Raw genomic sequence first — 18945 nt, 5'->3', positions numbered from 1 at the left:
TAAAGGGCATTTTGTTCGACAGACGTCGATTATAAAGAAATTGATAATTTTTTGACATTGACAGCGCCAGTCAAACCTTGTACCATTAAGCACGAGACTTACGAGGAGGATTGAATTTTGACAGAAGAAAAGAGAGGACTTCAAAAGAACATCGGTTTACTCGACGCCATGATGATGGTTGTAGGGATTGTTATCGGGTCGGGCATTTTTTTCAAATCATCGGTGGTGTTTGACCAAGCCGGTACACCGGCGCTGGGTATTCTTGCATGGCTTGGCGGTGGCGTCATCGCCATGGCATCGGCTTTGACCATCAGTGAAATCGCTACTGCCATACCGGAAACCGGCGGTGTATTCGTCTACTTGCGGGCTTTGTACAGCGAAAAATTGGCATTTTTATTTGGATGGATGCAGTCGGTGATTTACATCCCCGCCGTTATTGCGGCGCTGTCGATTATCTTTGTAACGCAACTCGGCTTCTTTACAGCGTTTTCGCCGGGGGTGGAAAAGGGGATTGCCATCGGTATTATTGTTTTCTTAACCTTTATCAACTGCCTTTCAACCCGAGTGGGAAGCAAGGTACAGACTATCGCCACCTTTGGTAAACTGGTACCGCTCGTGGGGATTATCGCTTTTGGGCTTTTGAGTCAATCAGCGGCGTCGACAGCCGAAGGGGTTTTAAACACACAAACAGCTTCAATTGCCGGATTTGGTGCGGCTATATTGGGAACGCTATGGGCGTATGACGGTTGGATCGGCGTCACCAACATCGCCGGAGAAGTCAAGTCCCCCCATAAAAACTTGCCGCGCGCCATTATCATTGGCCTCGGTATGACCATTGGGATCTATGTGCTGATGAACCTTGCCATTCTCAAAGTACTGCCAATGGCTTCCATCGTCGGGACAAAGACCCCTGCAGCAGATGCCGCCGTCGTGCTCTTTGGTAGTGGCGGTGCGCGATTTGTCACCGTGGGCATCATGGTATCTATATTCGGCGCCATTAACGGCTACATGATCACAGGTGTGCGCATCCCCTATGCAATGGCATGCGAAAATCTCTACCCGTTTTCAAGCAAGCTGAAACAGCTGAGCCCCAAATTTAACACACCGGCACATGCGTTTGTCGTACAGTCGCTGCTGGCGAGTCTCTACGTACTGTCGGGGTCGTTTGACGTGCTCACCAACTTGGCCATGCTCATGGTATGGGTCTTCTTTACCATCACCGTGTTTGGCATCTTTATCATGAGAACCCGCCGTAAAGACCTCATGCCGACGTATAGGGTGCCACTGTACCCCATTGTACCGATTATCGGCATCATCGGCGGCGTTTACATTGCTGTGAGCACCGTGGTGACAGAACCTCTTTATGCCGTTGTAGGCGTTGCGGTGACGCTTCTCGGACTACCTGTGTACAGCTTGATTAAAAAACGCGCGTAACGGATTAAGGCCCTCGTCTCTTTTGAGCACGGGGGCCTTTTAAAATAACCTACCATTGGCAAAAAATATCAAATTGAGACAGTTGTTTGACGTAGGTTTTTTCAGAAAAGCGTCAATTTTGTAGACGGTTCGGGTATAATAGAATCTATAGTGCAATAAAAGCGCTTTGTGGGAAACTATTATAGGGGAGGTTTACATGAAAAACATTAGCTTGATGAATCGTTTGCGCTTAATTGCGCTGGTCATCATCTTGCTCTTTGCTTCATTTATCTTGGTGTATTTGTTGCCTAGACAAGGTAGCCAAATTGAAGCGCAAGTGGAGATGAAACTGGAAAATCTGGTACAGACACAACTTGGAACGCTGGAATATTACTACAAAGCCTATGAAGAGGGGCTGATGAGTGAGGAGGACGCCCGCGCTCAGGCACTCAAGACATTAGAGATAGTGCGCTACAATGAGAGCGATTACTTCTGGGTGAACGATGCTTCTGCAATGGTCATTATGCATCCGACCAACCCGGGACTCAATGGCACAGATCAGTCGACGCTGGCCGATGCCAACGGCGTCAAAATCTTTTCGGAGTTTGCCCGAATCGGTGCAGACGGCGGCAGCGGTTTTGTCCGCTACGAATGGCCCAAAGTAAAAGACGGCGAGCCTTTGCCGAAACTCTCTTATGTCAAAGGGTTCAAACCGTGGAACTATGTTGTCGGCACAGGTATCTGGATTGACGACCTCAACATTATCAAAAATGAAACGCGGAATTTGGCACTGTTGATTTTGGCAGGGGTCATACTTGTAGCTGTTTTGTTAACCTATTGGGTTCAACACATTACCAAACAATCGCTCGACGCAATTACGAAACGGTCTGAAGCGTATGAAAACTACGACTACACGCAGTTGATTGAAGTGGAAACGCGAGACGAACTGGGCAAAATCGCCACAGCGTTCAATCATACGATTACCAATTTAAAAGTGCTGATTGCTCAGCTCGTGACTTTTAATCAGCAAATTGAAGAGAATTCGGGTACGCTGACCCAGCTCACTGACGGCCTAAGTGACAGCGCGGCACAAACGGAAGAGTCCTCGACGCATATGGCGCACGTCATCAGCGAGACCGACCAGGCCACGCGTTCCATGGCGGATAAGATTCAGGAAGTACGCGACGCTGTTGAAAGCATCGCCGAGCGCGCCACTGAAGGTGCTATGACCACTAAGACAGTTGCCGAACGCGCTAACGATATACAGGAAGACGCCCTAAAGGCTTCCACAAATGCCAACACGCTTTACGAGCGGGTTAAAACGCAGCTGGAAGAGGCCATCGACGATTCCAAACGCGTCAACAACATCATCGGTCTCGCAGACAACATCATCGATATTACGGAACAGACGAATCTTTTGGCATTGAACGCCTCTATTGAAGCGGCAAGGGCTGGGGAAGCCGGCAGGGGATTCTCTGTGGTGGCGGATGAAATCAGTAAGTTGGCGGCACAGTCTTCTGAGACGGCGGACAGTATCCAAAGCATTGTTAAAGTCATTATCGGCAGTGTCGACAAGCTCGCCGGATTCAGCGAATCGCTACTTGAGTTCATCGATGTTCAGGTGTTGCCGGACTACCGAAAGTTGCAGGAAACGGGTGTTAAGTACAGGGAAGACGCAGAGGTGTTCAACGACATTATGATGAATCTCAGCGCGGCTTCTGAGGAGTTAAACGCTTCGATGGATGCGATTTTAGAGACGATACAGGAACTCTCTGAAAGCGCCGAAAACGGTGCAAGGGGTGTAGAAGTCATCAGCGATATGAATCAGGAGTTGAGCCAAGATGCAACTAAGGTGAAGGCTATAAACGACAGCATGATTGAGATGATTGAAGAGCTCAAAGGGGTATTGGGCAAAATCAAATGCTAAGGGGGACGGTTCTTTTGTGCCGGAAAACCCTTGAATTTTCCATTTAAGAACTGTTGATAAGCTTACTTTTATCACTTTGTTTTGTGTATAAGCAGAAAAGTAATTGTTCAATAAATAATGGTGACTTGCTGAGTTTACCGACACGTTTAGTGTTACGAGGGCTATAAAATGCTGGGCATTAAACTAGAATCCGAATGTTTATCAGAATTATAAAAAGTACTGTTTATTAATACAATTAACAGTACTTTTTAATAGGCTAAAAAACCCAAAATACAACTGGTCGCTTAATGTAATTTTGATTGAGATCCAACCGCTATAAAGAGGCACATCAATAATGTCTACAGAGAAAGCGAACCTAGTAAAGAAGCAACTTCTGCAAAAAATGCAGAAGTTCGAACTGAAGGTGGTAGGGAAGTCACTAGGCAAGTCGAATTTTACTCTTTACGCTAAACAACGTCGAAATTCGGTGATACGATAGTGTCAAGTAATGTGCGCAAAAGTAAATAAAAAAAGGAAAAGCCATCGGAGACTCCGAATAAGGTAATTGTCGAGAAAACTAGAAAGGAGTTTATAAACCAATGGCCTAACCAAATTCTACTTTACCTTTTGAAAAAATGCTATTAAAATTTGTCGCAGAGAAAGATCCGATGTTAGAAATGCTCAAATGGCTTTGCGAGCAGCTCATGGAGGCTGAATTATCCTCTCAAATTGGTGCCGATAAATCTGAACGCTCTTGAATCAGAACCGATAGAGGTTCTGGGTGTATCTCTTATTAAAACAGCTTTGTCTTTAGAGTATTTGCCTTTGGAAGCCTTATGGAGAAGATTGGTTGAAGTAACTAGGTGAGCATTGGCGATTTCAGATTTGGATGAAAAATGCTCGAGTAAAGCATAAGTAGAATTTTGATGAATGCTATAAACAATAGAGGGTAGCTCTGGAAACATAATTGTTATTAAGCACGTCAGGGGAATTTTAAGCTTGGAAGAGTGAGATTTTAATCGAAAACGATGTATAGGTAGTGACTTTAAATCCTGTAAGTGATAAGATATATCTAAATAGGAGTTGTAGTCGATTGACCATAGCGTTAAAGCTATAAATTGAGTACCTATCTTATCCGTTTTATTTTTTCTAATCTTGTGAGCTTTACGAAAAAGATTAGTTTGTAGTGGGTTAAAGACAACTATGTGGTGATAGTGATATTTTAAGAAGTGAGTAGCTTTATACTGTAATGTCTACTGGCTTCAAGTTTTATTTTTATCTGCTCAGAAGAAACATTAGGAGCAGAATTAAGCAGTTGGGTAAAACCATTTAAATCATTAGAAAAAGTAAAGACATCTTCAATAATTTTATCATCAGAGTTGACAATATAACAATCTTGTTTGTACTTAGCAACATCGATATTCTACATAGATCATGAGACACATACTTTTTAAAAACGTTGTGATTTCCACAAAGCCTATGTCGTGTATACTTGCTTTATATAAAAAATCAAGTATTATCTAACTCATAAACAAAATAACATAGAACCGTGGGCGGAGCCTTAACAAAACAGTAAAGCTGAAGGATGTCAAACCACACCACAACACTATGTTAATTGAGATGCTAGAAAATAAGTAAGATATTATATACTTAATTATAAGGGTGATATAGTGAGAAGACGTGCAAAGATAAAGCAAGAAAAATATCCATCTGCTGAAATGTTACTTGACATTGCAATACGTGAGTATGACTTAGAGGAAAACAGGAAATCTGGAATGGAAACTCGTGCAGGAGTATTTTTAGGATTTGAGGGGTCGCTGTTAGTATTTTCTCTTACTAACTTAAATGCACCATCAACAGATGCATTAAAAAATGTTATTACAAAACTTCCTTTCTGTGAGAATGTTATACATTTTACAGAATTTGTACCAATAATATCTTATTGTGGCTATTATTTGTTGCTTATAATCGCAATTATTCGAATGACAATGGTGCTGTCTTTAAAGAATTATAAGATACTATCTTACGATTCTTTTGATATTGAAAATTCAGTATTTCCTAAAGATATTATAGCTGTTGAGGTACTCAAAAACTATCAAAGTTCATTGGTACATAACAAAAAAGAAAATGATATAAAGGGTAAACGGTATGTTCAAAGTTTAAAATTATTAACATTAAGTCTACTTATGTTAGTAATATTTCATTTTAGTTAAAATAAGGAGGTGAAAAAATGTCTGATAAAAATAAATCATCAAGTAGTAGTTCGAGCAGTTCTAATCAGTCGTCTAATGGTCCCAAAATTGGTACACAGTTGGTACAGAAAGACGCGGGAAAAACATTAGAAAATAAGGCAACAACTAATAAAAAGTAGGTGTTAGATGAAGATTAGATATGCAAAGCAAAATTGAAGTAAAAATCCAAAGCCAAATGGTAGCAGACCAAGGTTTGGAACGAAGATTGTTAAGAGAGGTGTAGTAAATATTCCTACCCCAACAAAGAAAAAATAATGAGATTTAGTTTTAAATTTTATAGCATTAAGTAGTATATAAATGTTGTGGAAATTCGTGGGCTAACCCCCATAGTACAGTAAATGACGTAAAGCTATGAAAAAACGCACTTTTAGCTTTAAAGTCTCAAAACGAAGCAAATCATGAGATTAAGAATCTTCTCTCTGTTGTTAAAGACTATGAATAGGCAGAGGTTGTCAGACGATGCACGGGTTGCACTAACACTTTTAATCGCAGAAAGTAAACTGCGAGAACGTGAACGTTTAGTAAAAATAATCGTTAACTTAATAAGTAACGCATAAGTACAAACAGCATGGTAGCCGAAAAGACGGATCCATGCTGTTTGTAGTTATTTAGGGTCTTTTTCTATTGCTTTTACAGTTTCAAGTCGTCGACGCTGTCGAGATACGCTTTAATCGGTTCTACAATGTTTCGGATGGTGCCGTCGACAAATGGGTTGTGAAGATTAGCTGTCTCAATTAGGCCGAGGAAAGACTGAGAACCACCGGCCTTACAGAGCGTTAGGTAATCGTTCCACGCCGCTTCTCTGTTCACTCGAGATTTGTTCCAGAACTCAAAGGCACAGACTTGAGCCAAAGTGTAGTCGATGTAGTAGAACGGCGTGCTGAAGATATGGCCTTGTTTGAACCAGAAACCACCGCGGTTCATAAAATCGTTGTCATCATAATCTCTATGTGGCAGGTATTTCTTCTCAATTTCCGACCATTTGGCTTTACGCTCTGCAGGTGTCGCTTCAGGGTGTTCGTAGACGAAATGCTGAAACTCGTCGACAGTAACACCATAAGGTATAAACAGCAACGCACCTGCGAGGTGAGAGAACTTGTACTTTTCAACGTCTTCTTTAAAGAAGTTTTCCATCCAAGGCCAAGCGAAAAACTCCATACTCATCGAGTGAATCTCGCAGGCTTCGTATGTCGGCCATACGTATTCCGGTAGCTTGTAATCGCGGCTTGAGAACACTTGGAAGGCGTGACCGGCTTCGTGGGTCAAAACGTCCACATCGCCTGAAGTGCCGTTGAAGTTAGAGAAGATAAATGGCGATTTGTACTTGCTGACAAATGTACAGTAGCCACCGCCTGCCTTGCCTTTCTTCGCGACGAGGTCGAGCAATTGGTGATCGGTCATGTAAGTGAAGAAGGCATCTGTTTCAGGCGACATCTCACGGTACATTTTTTTGCCGTTTTCCAGTATCCACTGCGGGTCGCCTTTTGGCGTGGCATTGCCGGTGTTAAATTCAAGTTGCTCATCGTAGTATTTAAGGCTATCCAGTCCGAGACGCTTTGCTTGGCGCGCTCTCAAAGAGTTGGCCAGTGGCACGAGGTCTTCATAGACTTGCTTGCGGTAGTTGGCCACCATGTTGGCGTCGTAGTCCGAACGCGTTAAGCGGGCATACCCCAGTTCAATGTAATTTTTAAAGCCGAGTTTCAGAGCGATTTCGTGGCGTACTTTAACCATGTCGTCGTAAATGCGGTCAAATGCGTCTTCGTTTGACTCAAAAAAAGCTGTAACTGCTTTGAGCGCCATAATACGCGTGTTGCGGTCTTTCGATTGTGAAAAAGGGGTCATTTGTGACAGATTGCGTTCTTCACCTTCAAAGAGAATTTTGGCGCTGGCGGTGAGCTTGACGTATTCGCTGACGAGTTTGTTTTCTTTTTGAAGCAACTCGATAATTTCAGGTTTGAAAACTTTAAGTGAGAGTTCAGCAATTGTAAAAATCTGCTTGCCCCACTTGTCTTCCAACTCTTTTTTGAAGCGGGAAGCGACGAGTGCTTCGTAGTAAGTACTAATGAGGCCTTGGTAGACGGGCTCGACTTCGTCCCAAAAAGTCTTTTCGTTATCGTAGAAGTCGTCAGTTGTGTCGATGCTGTTTCGCACACTGGCAAGGGTAAACATACTTTCAGTCTCATTGCGTAAGTCGTTGATTTCTGCCATTAATCGGTCTTGTTCTTCAAAGCTTTCTGCCGATTTAAACGCGCTGATAAGTCGTGTGAAATCCGCTTGTAATTTTTCCACATCCAAGCGGACATAAGGGTATTCGTTAAATGTCATGGAACAGCCTCCTCAATTATTTAATTTTTTGAAAATTACTTTTCTTAAACCAGTGTACCACTTTCTACAGAAGGTTTCAAAAGAAACTTGCAGTGCCCCGCTAGCGGGTATAGCGCTCTCTAATGCTTTGGATTTCTCTTTCGAAACGCTCTTTAAGAGCCTTTGCCCACGGTTCCTTTCGGTAGACGGCCGTTTTCAGGGCATAAGCCATTCGCGCACACCGATAGGCCTCGATGTACTCTACAAACAGAGGCTTATGCAGACACATAAGCGCCGGTATCGGCGCCACTGAAGCATAACCGTCTAAAAAAGTGCGCTCGGCATCGTCTAAGGGCATAGGCAGTGAGAGATCGGCCAAATTTAAAAGCGATTTGACGACATCCACAGCGTAAAAATGATAGTGACAGTCGTCGAAGTCGATGACGCCGATACAATCGGTAGCGGTGTCGAAGAACACATTGTCCACTTCGTAGTCGTAGTGGATAAGACCAAAGTGTTCGGGCGTTTTGGGGAGTGCACTGAGGTGATGGATCAACGCGTCTACGCCCTGTGAAGGCAAGCCGGCTTCTTTTCGAATAAAATCGAGAATTTGGCGAAAATCCGGGCGGTCTAAGTGTACAGTCAGCGTGCGGGAATGTACGTGTATCTCCGCTAGAGCTGCGCCGTACTTGAAAAGAAGGGCTTTGGAAAGCGGTAGGGCGTCTAAACACTTTCCACCGATGTGGCGCATAACAGTGGCGACGTAATCGGTGCCGTCAAAAGTTGTGGAAACTGCCCAGTCGCCTTTAGAGGCGCGAACAAATGTCGGGACTTTTAGACCGTTCAGCGATAAAAAGTCCACCCACTGAATTTCTGCGAGAACTGCTTTCAGTGATTTTTCCGATAGCGGGGCAAATCGCAGCAGGTGTACATCACCGTTATAAGTAAATGGGTATATGGCGTTTGACGCTATTCTGAACTGATCGAGGTGCTTTTCAGAAGGTGCATCGTGTGGCCAGAAAGACAGTAAGTGGCGGACGCAAGTTCTATTGTCTTCTAAGTATTTAAAGGGTAGCATTCAAACCTCCTTATGTGCGTATTATAAACCATACCCCGTTGCACGAATAGGGAAAAAACGAATTAATTTAAAAACCGCTCATCTTAAGGGGCCCTCGGAGACTGCCTAAACATCAAAAACGCCTCCGGCAAGACGAAGGCGTTGGTGTTTCCTTTATGCAAATGTCGCTGCTACCCGCTCGAGGCCGTCGCGTATGGCGAGGTCGTAAGGGCATCGCGGTTCGCAGGCGCCGCATTTGATACAATCACTAGCTTTAATGGTCATTTGGCTGTAGCGGGAAGCCGCCCAATCCTTGAGGTTGTATCGTGTGAGATACCCCTCCAGTGTAAACATCAGTGGGATGTCAATCCCCACTGGGCAAGGGGCACAATACCCACATCGCCGACAAAAATTTTGGCCGGCCCGTTCACGAAAAGTTTCAATTTGTTTTAGCTCAGCATCTGTAAGGGCAATTGATGCATTTAAAACCCCTGTGTTTTCGACGACCTGTTCCGGAGCGTTCATGCCTGGAATCGTCGAGGTGATGTTCGGGTTGTTCAAAATAAACTTCAGTGCCAAAGGGGCGTTTTCAATGGCGCCGCCGGCGAGGGGCTTCATAATAATGACGCCGATATTTTTTTGACTGGCCTTTTCAAACACGGCTTCGCCTTGTGTTTCTACAAAATTGTAGGGAAATTGCACGGTATCCCATAGCGAGCTGTCCAGTGCATGAGACAAAACGTCTTTGTTGTGCGCCGTGATGCCGATGTGTTTGATTTTTCCTTCGACTTTGGCCTCGAACAATGCGCGGTACGCGCCGTCTTCACCGGTAATGACCCCATACTGCTCGAGATCTTTGACAAAATGACATTGATACAAGTGAATCGTTGAAACGCCAAGGGTCTTGAGACTGGTTTCAATAGCGGCTTTCATCCCGGCATACGTTTTTTCCGGCGACTTTGTCGCGAGGATAAAATGGTCGGGATACGCTTTAATGGCCTGTCCAATTTTCAGCTCGCTATCGGTGTAGCCCCTTGCGGTATCGATGAAGTTGATGCCGTTGTCGTAGCAGGCCTTAATAAGGGCATCTGCTTCTGCCTGTGTACATTTTTGAATCGGTATGCCGCCGAGGCCGATGGTGCTGACTTCGAGGCCTGTTTTTCCCAAAACGCGGTAATCCATCTTAACAAACTCCTTTTGATTTTATCGTTTAAAGCCTTCTGCTTTCAGCGGGTACTGGGGGCTGGGGGACAGTGTTTTCAAAAGCGTTTTTAACGTAGCTTCTTCCTGGCCCGCCGCTTTCAAATACTGCGCTTCTAGTCCGTGTGAAAAGGGGCAAACTGAAATGCAGAGGCCGCAATCAGAACCGAATGTCTGCCATTTGTCGTAGCACTTTTCCTGTGCGATAGGGTGGCCGTAAGTTTGAATGGCCTTGCTGGGACAATAGGTGCTGCAACGGTTGCATAGGGAACAGAACTTTTCCAGTGTGTAACCGGGCGGCTTAGTAGCTACCAGTGGGAGGTCGGTGGTGACGGCGCCGAGCCTGACACAGCTACCATGTGCCGGTGTGACGATGAGACCGTTTTTTCCAAGTGCGCCCAGTCCGGCGGATTCTGCTGCCAGGGGGAGCACCAGTTGATAGTTGCCGTCCATATGGTTGCGCGCCTCAAAGCCCAAGGTTTTAATAAAATACGTGAGGACGAGACCGATGATGCCGGCGTCCATGTAGCCCTTGGTCACGGCAAGACTTTCACGCACATCTGGCGACTGGTGAAACAACGCGGTGTCCATTGGGACGGCAAATACGATGGTATACGGCAAGTGCGGCTCGATCTTGAGACCGTAAGTGTCGTCGGTACGCCCTTTATAAGTATAGTAGTAGCGCGCATCGAGCGGTGCTATACCGAACGATGCGGCGCCATAGAGTTCTGCCAGCGCTTTGACCCGCGCCGTTAGAACTTCCGGAGAGGCGGTGTCTTTTTCAGGTGCCTTGTCGGGGCCCTCACACAGCTGATTTAAGTGAGACAATAGATGAAACGTGCTGTCCACCATCTTTGAAAAGTGCGGATGATAAAAGCGCGCACTGTCGTCGCCCATGGGCGGCAGAGCGCGCAGTGCATCGTCGCCGGCGCGTTTTTCAGGGTTTTCAGCGTAATAGGTGTCGTACGCTTCGGTACCGGGTTTTCTCGCCATCCTCGAAAACATGGCGTCGCGCTCATCAATCCGTTTCACGGCTGACCTCCTCCGGGACAAGTTGCTTGATAAACCGCGCGTATCGGTTGCGGTTGGTGGCGTGTATACTGTTGAGGAACAAGACGTCCTCAATGGCGTTCTCTTGAATAAAATCGTAGATGTCCAATGTCGCGTAGCGCGGGTCGATGACATAGACCGTGCTGCAGTGTGGTGCTAAAAACGGTACAAAGGCATTGGCGTAAGAGTCTTTAATGACGAGCAGTGTCTTGCCGTTTGGATTGGACGTTTCAATTTTAGCCAGTGGGTGGTCACTGCCCATAAAGACGGCATATTTGCTCTCACCTTTGAGATACCACGTGTTGATTAAAGCGGTTTCCTTATAGGCGCCGTCTTTGAAGACAGAGAACTTAAAGTCGTCGTACCCTTTGTACTTGTAGTAGGTCAGCGTATCCGGATGTGCTTTTAAACCATCGTTTAGTGGCACACGCGTACCGAGATAGCCTTCGACATCTGTCGCGGTGTAGTCGTCAAGTGGTATCGGGGTCTCGCCTTGACTTTCCATGAAAGTGCTGTACGCGTAATAGGCACCTAGCGCCGTCCAGTGGTGGTCGGTTCTAAAGAACAAATACGCGTCTTTTTGCGCTTCGAAAGTCGGCATCAAGTCAACCAGTGCTATGCGCGGGTTCAATCGCCCCTTTAAATAGGTCATGGTATCTGCTTGAGAATCGGCGAGGTCTTTAAGCCGAGGGTCGTCCATAAACTGAATCTGATCCGGTACGAGCATGGAGGTCATGCGAACGTTTTGCGGCATGCGCGCCGCCAACGTGTTAAAGGCGTCGACATAGCGTTCGGCTTTAATAGCATCGAAAGTGTACAGGGTCAGGGCGCGGTCTTCTAAAAAGAGCACCGTGGTAGGGTCTTCATCTTCGAACTCGACGTCTACGGCGTCGATGCCGTCGTAAGTGTTTTCCCCTTTGCTAACGACGATTTCACCCACCGTATTGCCTTTGAGACCGGTGTAACTTTTCAGATGCTTCGAGAGGTCGACAAACGGCTCTCTAAAGACGAAGTGATCGGCAAAGTAACTGTCGTAGCTTTCAAAATAATGCCCTGAAAGAAAACTGCCCCACGTGAGTTCCGGTTTTTCTTCGAGCTTTCTATTTTCAGCAGATGAAATAGTGGCTGTATCGGGCAAAAACAAGTTGAGGCCCATGAGCACCAGCACCAATAAGCTGCATAATATGATGTTGAATTTATAGAGTTTCATAGGTCCTCCTAGAATCTAAAATACAAAAATGGGTTGAAGCTGTTGCCGACTAAAAGTGCAGTTGAAGCGACGAGAATCAAGACGTTAAACACCGGACTGAGGTAGTGGTTGTAAAAGGTGTGACCGAGGTGTCCACCGGTGATGTCGATCCACTTTTCGAGTCCTCTCCGCAACAGTGGTGTAGAGAGAAAAAGTGCCGCTATAAAAAAGAGGCTGTTGTTCATAAGGTGGATATAGGTCTCGCCGCTTGTAAAGGCGACATCTCCAATGCTAAAGAGCACTTTGAGAACCTGCGCTGCCTGTCCGAAATCTGTAAAGTAAAACATCACCCAACCGAAGGTTACGACAAAGTACATGTAAGCCCATTGGCAGATGCCGGGGCATTTTTTGAGCCATCCTTCGAGAAAGAGACGCTCTAAAGCGATGAAGAAGCCAAAGTAGAGCCCCCACAGGATAAAGTTCCAGCTGGCACCGTGCCATAAGCCGGTTAGAAACCACACCACAATCAGGTTCCTGTACCGATGGCGCCGATTGCCTCCTAGGGGAATGTAGACGTAATCTCTAAAAAAGGACCCCAGAGAAATATGCCAGCGTCGCCAAAAATCGCTGATGGATTTTGAAATATAAGGGTAGTTGAAGTTTTCCTTAAAAGTAAAGCCTAACATGCGGCCGATGCCAATGGCCATATCGGAATACCCTGAAAAATCGAAGTAAATTTGGAGACCAAAGGCCAATAGACCGAGCCACGCACCAAGTGTCGTCAAGTTTGAAAAGCCGCTGACTAAAAATTTTTCGACAATTTCACCGGCGGTATTGGCAATGAGAACTTTTTTAAACAGACCGATGCAGAACCGGTTGATGCCATAGCTGATGTTGGCGACGTGAATGTTGCGATGGTCGATTTCTTCGGCGATGTCTTTGTACCGCACGATAGGCCCCGCTACAAGTTGTGGGAACATCGAGACGTAGAGTAGGAGTTTCGCCACTGATTTTTGAGCCGGTACTTCACCACGATAGACGTCTATGGTGTACGACAACGTCTGAAAGGTGTAAAAAGAAATACCTATAGGAAGCGCGAAGTTCGGTTCAGTGAACGCCGTGCCTAAGAGTGCGTTGAGATTGCTCACAAAAAAACCGGCGTACTTAAACGTGCCCAGTAGGCCAAGATTGATAGCGAGTGAGGATACCAGTGCCAATCGACTTTGCCATTGCCCACGGTGGGCTTCAATGACCCTGCCGTGGAGGTAGTCGGTAATGCTGCTGATGAGCAAGAGCGATATCCAAAGGGGTTCGCCCCAAGCGTAAAAAAATAAAGACGCCGCAATGAGCACCGCATTTTTAACGCTGAGTGAACGCGCCAAGTAGTAAAGAGCCAAAGTAATTGGCAAAAAAAGATATAAGAATGTCAGACTGGAAAAAACCAATTTTGCCACCTCTTTTGTTGTATTAGGCCATTGCCCAGAGTGTTTGTAAACCACTAACAGTATACCATATGCTGAAATATCGTGATAAAACAATTTGGTGACATTTTCAAAAGACCGAAAGACATAAAAAAAGTGCCCCAGTGTGTAGGGCGCTTTTTTGACAGTTAGGACAATAGGTTCAAGTCCTTTTTTAGATTTTCAAAGATATACTCCAGCCATTCGGCGTTAACGGTCTGCGTATATTTCCCTTCGACGAGTTCGATTTTGATGAGTTTTGCCGTGACGAGAGAGTTGAGGTGGTAGGAGATGGTCGCCGACGAGACCCCGAGCTTCTTGGCGATGTCTTTTGTGGCGTGCATCCCATTGGCCACACTTCTTAAGACTTCGTATCGGGTCTTGTCACCGAGATTTTTAAAAGCGGCGACGCGTTCAATTAAAGCGTCGGCTTCAGCCTCTTTTATTCTCTTTAGAACGGACTCGGTCTCAATGCCCCAGAGGACGTAAGGGGCACCGGTTTTAGTTGAGAGCTCAACGGTGTGAATGTTGACAAAGCTGAAAAGAAAGTGTGTACACGGAATAATATCCACCGTAATAAGCCCGCCGGTGATGTCTTTTAGAACAGCGCCGTCTGTTTCATTGAGACGCGCCATAAGCGCTGTGCTATACGCCTTGATTTTAGACTCGTAATAGGCGTAGCGTCTATCAAAAATAGGCTTTAGAGTTTTGAGCAGCTCGAGCCAACCGTCCAGAGTCGCTTTTGGCTGCCTTATAAATTGCATAAAGAGCCACTTCTCGTCGTCTTCAATGGTCAGACTGTCAATGAGGCCCAAGACGTCGTCCGTTTCGTCTAAGGATTCAGACGCTTCAGAAGCTGAAAGCTTCATGTAGGCGACCAAATGGTCGCGTACAGCATCTTCAGAAAGCTGTGACAACGTTTCCAGATAGCTGTCAACACAGTCAAAGTCGCGTGCGGGAACGGCAAATTTTATAATGCGGTAAAAACTGGTGTTTTTAAGGTAGTATTTTTTAATGAGGCTTTTATAAGGCTTCAACTCTTCCTCAATGCTTTTGAAAAAATCATAGGTGCTTTTTTCTACAAAGGCATCGTACGTGTGATCGTTTTCTTCGGCTTCTCTCTCGGTGATAAACGCACAGTTTGGAAATGTTATAAAATCGATGATTTTACTTTCAATAAGCGATGTTGTAAAAGTCATAAGATACCCTTTCTAAACCGAGGTCGGCAGTATTTTTTCGGGTTCGTCGTGAACAAACGGTTTATAATAGAATACCACACCTGCCAGAACGATGAAAGCGGTTATTAAAATAACGGTGCTCGGCGCTAAGGTGTCTAGGGCAAAACCGAAAAGAAGCTGACCAAGTGGCATTGAAAGTAATAGAGCTAGATTCATAAAACTGCTGGCTCTGCTCATATGCGTCAGCGGTATCAGCGTTTGAAAAAGCGTACTTAGAGCGATGTTGTTCACCGACGAAAGCATACCTGTAATAAAGGCGATGGCAAATACGATGACGAGGGGCACCGTCGAGGTTTGAAACTGGGTGAGAAACCCTTTTGAAGTGGCAAAAGCGAGACCGAACACCAGTAGATCGAGAACCGCAAAAGTCATAATGGTCAGGCGTCCCACTTTTACCTTCTTGGCGACGCCGCCGAGGAGGAGAGGCCCTAAGAACATTGAAGTGGCGAGGAGCGTCGAAACAAGACCGTATGCCGCTTCTGAAATGTCGAGCACTTCAATGAGGATATAGATGAGGCCGACACTGAACAGAGCTGATATTGAAAAATTGAGGATGATGCCCAGCCCGATGATGCGGCGGAGCATCGGCTGTGTTTTAACGAGGGCGGCGCCTTCAAGAAAATCCCGTTTGAACACTTTAAAGTCGACTTTTTCAGGGGCGCTGTTGGTTTTGGGGATGTCGATGGTCATTTCGCAAATTGCCGATACGAGAAAACTCACCGCGTTGACAATTAAAAGTACGCGGAGGCCCAAAAATCCGTAGAGTGTCGCCGCAAGCAAAGGGGCAGCGATGTTTGAAAAGCTGGCAATAGCGGTGCGCACTCGATTGATATCGAAGAGCGCTTCTTTAGGCACCATACTGGGAACCACAGCCGACATCGATGCGGAGAAGAACACTTCCGTGATTTCGAGCAAAATAACAAGCAAGTAGATGCTTTTAAGCGAAAGACTGCCATTTATACTGAAGTAGATGGCGTACACTGCAATAATAACGGCATTGAGCAAATCGAGGCGGACAATGCTTTTTTTTCGATCAATCCAATCGCCGATGACACCGGCAATAGGGGCTAAGAAAATACGCGGTAGAATGGCTATGGCCAAAAGCGATGCAAAGAGCCCTGCGGACCCTGTAATGGCCAGAACGTATAGCGACAATGCAAACTGCTGCATGTTGCTACCGAATTGTGAAGTGACGCTGCCGAACATTAAGCGGCGTATGTTTTTATCTTTTAGACAGTTCATTTTACCCACCTTTCTTTTTTGACAACGGTTTGTTATTTAATTTTAGAAGGGTTTTATCAAAAAGTCAATCTAAACATTAGATAATCATCTAATAAAATGATAATTTCAAATAAATCCATCTCAACTGGACGCTTAACGTCATTTGATGACGACTTCTCGCACGGAACAGCAGAAGAAGCCCTTGGATTCGGCACTTGTTGTCAAAAAAAAACCTCTTTCGGTGGTTACCGAAAGAGGCGGAAGAACTGTTACAGCTCATTGAGTTGGTTTGCTATTTTTCGTGTACGGTCGGTGATAACCGCTTGATCGTTTGCAATTTCATTAAGTCGGGTAACTTCACCGGATATTTTTTCATTTTCAGAGTTAAGTGCACTGAGCAGTTCTCCGATTTGATTGGCAAAGTGGCTGGTGCTGTCCGACATCTTTTGAACTTCTGTGGCGACGACTGAAAACCCGCGACCGTGTTCGCCGGCACGTGCGGCTTCAATGTTGGCGTTGAGCCCTAAAATTTTAATTTGCTGGGTAAGCTTGTTGACCGCTTTAATCATTTCATCAGACTGTGCAATAAAGCGTTTGGATTCATCAGAGGACGCAATGAGCGCTTGATTAATGACCCCCAATCGGTCGGTGACTCTAATAATTTCGTTCATCTCTTCGTGCAAAGCTGCACTTGTTCTGTGAATTTCCTCAATTTGATAATTCAGGCGCTCAGTTGTCGCAGTTTGTTTGTCGACAATGTGCATCATCAGTTTTGCAACATCCGATCCGACGATTTGCGCTTTGCCTTCATAAAGCGCTGTAAGTTGGTCGTATACAGATTTGATGCCTGTCGCCTCGATAATTACTTCCGCTCTGCTGTCAATCCCCGTCATGTCGTCGGTGCAATTAAGCCCATATGACTTCGCTAGAGCAATTCCCTCAGAGTGTAGATTTTTATCGACCACTGTGACAATGGACACGCCGTCGACGGTATGGAACAAATCCATAATTTTTTTGCCGCCGGTTCCCGCGCCTACAATTGCAATGTTCATAAGCCAATCTCCTTATATCTGTCTTTTGTTGACGCCTCTATTATAACATAACCGTTGTGTAAATAACGGCGTTATACGAGAACTTAAAATTATTATTTCTTTGAAAAAATCTGCTGAAAAGGGGGTGTCTAAAGATAGGTTTTCTGATAAAATGAATGAATCTTAAAAAAAAGAAATGGGAGGACAAATGTTTAAGCTAATAGCAGATTCGACGTGTGATTTATCCGATGCGTTTTTAAAAAAGTACGAGGTGGATCTCGTGCCCCTGTCGGTGATTATTGAAGGGCGCACCTATGCAGACCGCGTAGACATAGACGCCGATACTTTTTTCTCTAGGATTGCGGAGTACAAGACGCATCCGACGACTGCTATGCCGGCGCCGGCAAAGTTTTTAGAACGCTTTGAAGCAGCACATAAAGCGGGCTTCAAAGCCATCTTGTGTATCTGTATGTCTCGAAAGACCAGCGGTTCGTACCAATCGGCGACTATTGCACAGACGTATTTTGAGGAGATGTATGGTGACGCCTGCAAAATTCACGTCCTCGACAGCACCTGCATGAGCCACGGCAGTGGCTACCTCGTCTTAAAGAGCGGTCGCATGCGCGAGGCAGGAGAAACTTTTGAGGCCGTTGTCGACTACCTCGAAGCACATAAGCGTCAGGTCAAGCACTTTTTATCAGTGGACGACTTAGACAACCTCGTGAGAAGTGGGCGGTTGCGCTACGGCAGCGCACTAATTGGCAAGATTATTAAAGTAAAGCCCATTATGACAATGAAACAAGGTGAAGGGGCGATTGTCAGCAAGGAGCGCGGCAGAAAGCGCGTTCTCCAGCACTACATCAACGCGTTTAAAGAGCGACTTGACGAGAGCGAAAGCGATTTTGTCATCGTCGGTTACACGTCGGACAAACTCTATGCGGAGAACCTCGTGCACCTTATAGAAGATGAAACCGATTACAAAGGGGAGATTCTGGTGATGCAAATGGGCGTCTCTGTTGGGGTACACGTCGGTCTCGGTGGCCTGTCGTTTTACTTTATGGAGAAAGGGCATTTACACGATGGTCTTTTGCGCAATAAGTTAACCCATCGCGTCACAAGCTAGCAGTTGACAAAAGAGGTGCCAGAGTGTTATGCTGAATCTGTTCTAAAACAAATTGAATAGACTGTTGGTGCAATGCGAATTGCTTAATAGGGAAGCCGGTGTAAGTCCGGCGCGGTCCCGCCACTGTAAGAGAAGAGAGGCTTTTGTTAACCACTGCTGTACGCGGGAAGGGAAAAGCATCGACGACGCTCGAGTCAGGAGACCTGCCAATGGAAAAAACGCTGTTGGACTCACGAGGATGAGTGGTGTTAGAAGTGTGCACAAGACGCCTACACCCCAAACACCGTTTGGGGTGTTTTTTATAACAACAAGGGTTGGGCCGCATGGCGCCGGTCTGCGAAAACGATTTTAGGGTGATGCCTAAAGTAGTGTTGTATGGCAAAATTTGAGCTGATGTGTTTGGGTCGGCCAAAATCGTTTTAGGCAAAGCCCGAAACGCAAACCGTCTTTTGAACTTCACACCTTTCTCTGAGAGATGACAAGCGCGTAGCTTGTTTTTTT

14 protein-coding genes, 2 pseudogenes and 1 riboswitch are annotated in these 18945 nt (G+C 45.6%); of the genes and pseudogenes, 6 read left to right on the top strand and 10 right to left on the bottom strand.

The window, feature by feature from the left end; translation table 11 throughout:
• Positions 1–114 precede the first annotated feature (114 nt).
• The 3 genes and pseudogenes from ACR6HW_RS07420 to ACR6HW_RS07410 form a co-directional block, all read left to right on the top strand.
• The gene (locus ACR6HW_RS07420; RefSeq protein ID WP_455730869.1) at positions 115–1434 is read left to right on the top strand and encodes an APC family permease; all 1320 of its coding nucleotides are present in this window, start codon (positions 115–117) and stop codon (positions 1432–1434) included.
• A 196-nt stretch (positions 1435–1630) separates the two neighbouring features.
• Entirely contained in the window at positions 1631–3340 is a 1710-nt protein-coding gene (locus ACR6HW_RS07415) for a methyl-accepting chemotaxis protein (protein ID WP_455730513.1), read from the top strand.
• 614 nt (positions 3341–3954) lie between these two features.
• A pseudogene (locus ACR6HW_RS07410) lies at positions 3955–4074 on the top strand (IS256 family transposase); the annotation flags it as partial.
• Here ACR6HW_RS07410 and ACR6HW_RS07405 read toward each other — a convergent pair.
• Positions 4036–4739, bottom strand: a pseudogene (locus ACR6HW_RS07405) (IS110 family transposase). The pseudogenes ACR6HW_RS07410 and ACR6HW_RS07405 overlap by 39 nt on opposite strands.
• 250 nt (positions 4740–4989) lie before the next feature.
• On the opposite strand from ACR6HW_RS07405, the gene ACR6HW_RS07400 reads away from it, so the two are divergent.
• Both ACR6HW_RS07400 and ACR6HW_RS07395 read left to right on the top strand, forming a co-directional pair.
• Positions 4990–5532, top strand: a complete 543-nt coding sequence (locus tag ACR6HW_RS07400) for a hypothetical protein (RefSeq protein WP_455730512.1) — start codon at positions 4990–4992, stop codon at positions 5530–5532.
• Positions 5533–5549: 17 nt separating this feature from the next.
• A complete protein-coding gene (locus ACR6HW_RS07395) occupies positions 5550–5690 on the top strand; it encodes a hypothetical protein (protein WP_455730511.1) in 141 nt (46 codons plus the stop codon).
• Between the two features lie 511 nt (positions 5691–6201).
• Here ACR6HW_RS07395 and ACR6HW_RS07390 read toward each other — a convergent pair.
• The 9 genes from ACR6HW_RS07390 to ACR6HW_RS07350 form a co-directional block, all read right to left on the bottom strand.
• Positions 6202–7896 carry a M3 family oligoendopeptidase gene (locus ACR6HW_RS07390; RefSeq protein WP_455730510.1) on the bottom strand — a complete coding sequence of 565 codons (1695 nt, stop codon included), beginning with the start codon at positions 7894–7896 and terminating at the stop codon, positions 6202–6204.
• Positions 7897–7996: 100 nt separating this feature from the next.
• Positions 7997–8953, bottom strand: coding sequence for a phosphotransferase enzyme family protein (locus tag ACR6HW_RS07385; protein WP_455730509.1), 957 nt, complete (start codon positions 8951–8953; stop codon positions 7997–7999).
• 153 nt (positions 8954–9106) lie between these two features.
• Positions 9107–10114 (bottom strand): aldo/keto reductase, encoded by a 1008-nt coding sequence (locus tag ACR6HW_RS07380; protein WP_455730508.1) that lies wholly within the window; start codon positions 10112–10114, stop codon positions 9107–9109.
• Between the two features lie 21 nt (positions 10115–10135).
• Positions 10136–11164 (bottom strand): hypothetical protein, encoded by a 1029-nt coding sequence (locus tag ACR6HW_RS07375; protein ID WP_455730507.1) that lies wholly within the window; start codon positions 11162–11164, stop codon positions 10136–10138.
• Entirely contained in the window at positions 11151–12392 is a 1242-nt protein-coding gene (locus tag ACR6HW_RS07370) for a DHHW family protein (protein ID WP_455730506.1), read from the bottom strand. The genes ACR6HW_RS07375 and ACR6HW_RS07370 overlap by 14 nt, the downstream gene beginning before the upstream one ends.
• An 8-nt stretch (positions 12393–12400) precedes the next feature.
• Positions 12401–13780, bottom strand: a complete 1380-nt coding sequence (locus tag ACR6HW_RS07365) for an MBOAT family O-acyltransferase (RefSeq protein ID WP_455730505.1) — start codon at positions 13778–13780, stop codon at positions 12401–12403.
• Positions 13781–13980: 200 nt separating this feature from the next.
• On the bottom strand, positions 13981–15030 hold the full coding sequence (locus tag ACR6HW_RS07360) for an ArsR/SmtB family transcription factor (RefSeq protein ID WP_455730504.1): 1050 nt from the start codon (positions 15028–15030) through the stop codon (positions 13981–13983).
• 12 nt (positions 15031–15042) lie between these two features.
• The gene (locus ACR6HW_RS07355) at positions 15043–16311 is read right to left on the bottom strand and encodes an MFS transporter (protein WP_455730503.1); all 1269 of its coding nucleotides are present in this window, start codon (positions 16309–16311) and stop codon (positions 15043–15045) included.
• Positions 16312–16559: 248 nt separating this feature from the next.
• Positions 16560–17342, bottom strand: coding sequence for a methyl-accepting chemotaxis protein (locus ACR6HW_RS07350; RefSeq protein WP_455730502.1), 783 nt, complete (start codon positions 17340–17342; stop codon positions 16560–16562).
• Between the two features lie 187 nt (positions 17343–17529).
• Between ACR6HW_RS07350 and ACR6HW_RS07345 the strand changes: the two genes are divergently transcribed.
• Positions 17530–18444 (top strand): DegV family protein, encoded by a 915-nt coding sequence (locus tag ACR6HW_RS07345; protein WP_455730501.1) that lies wholly within the window; start codon positions 17530–17532, stop codon positions 18442–18444.
• Between the two features lie 48 nt (positions 18445–18492).
• Positions 18493–18669: riboswitch (cobalamin riboswitch) on the top strand.
• Positions 18670–18945: the final 276 nt, after the last annotated feature.

It is taken from the genome of Fusibacter sp. JL298sf-3 (assembly GCF_053842995.1).
The sequence above is the reverse complement of the archived record's forward strand: the minus strand, read 5'-3'. Positions and strand labels throughout refer to the sequence as shown.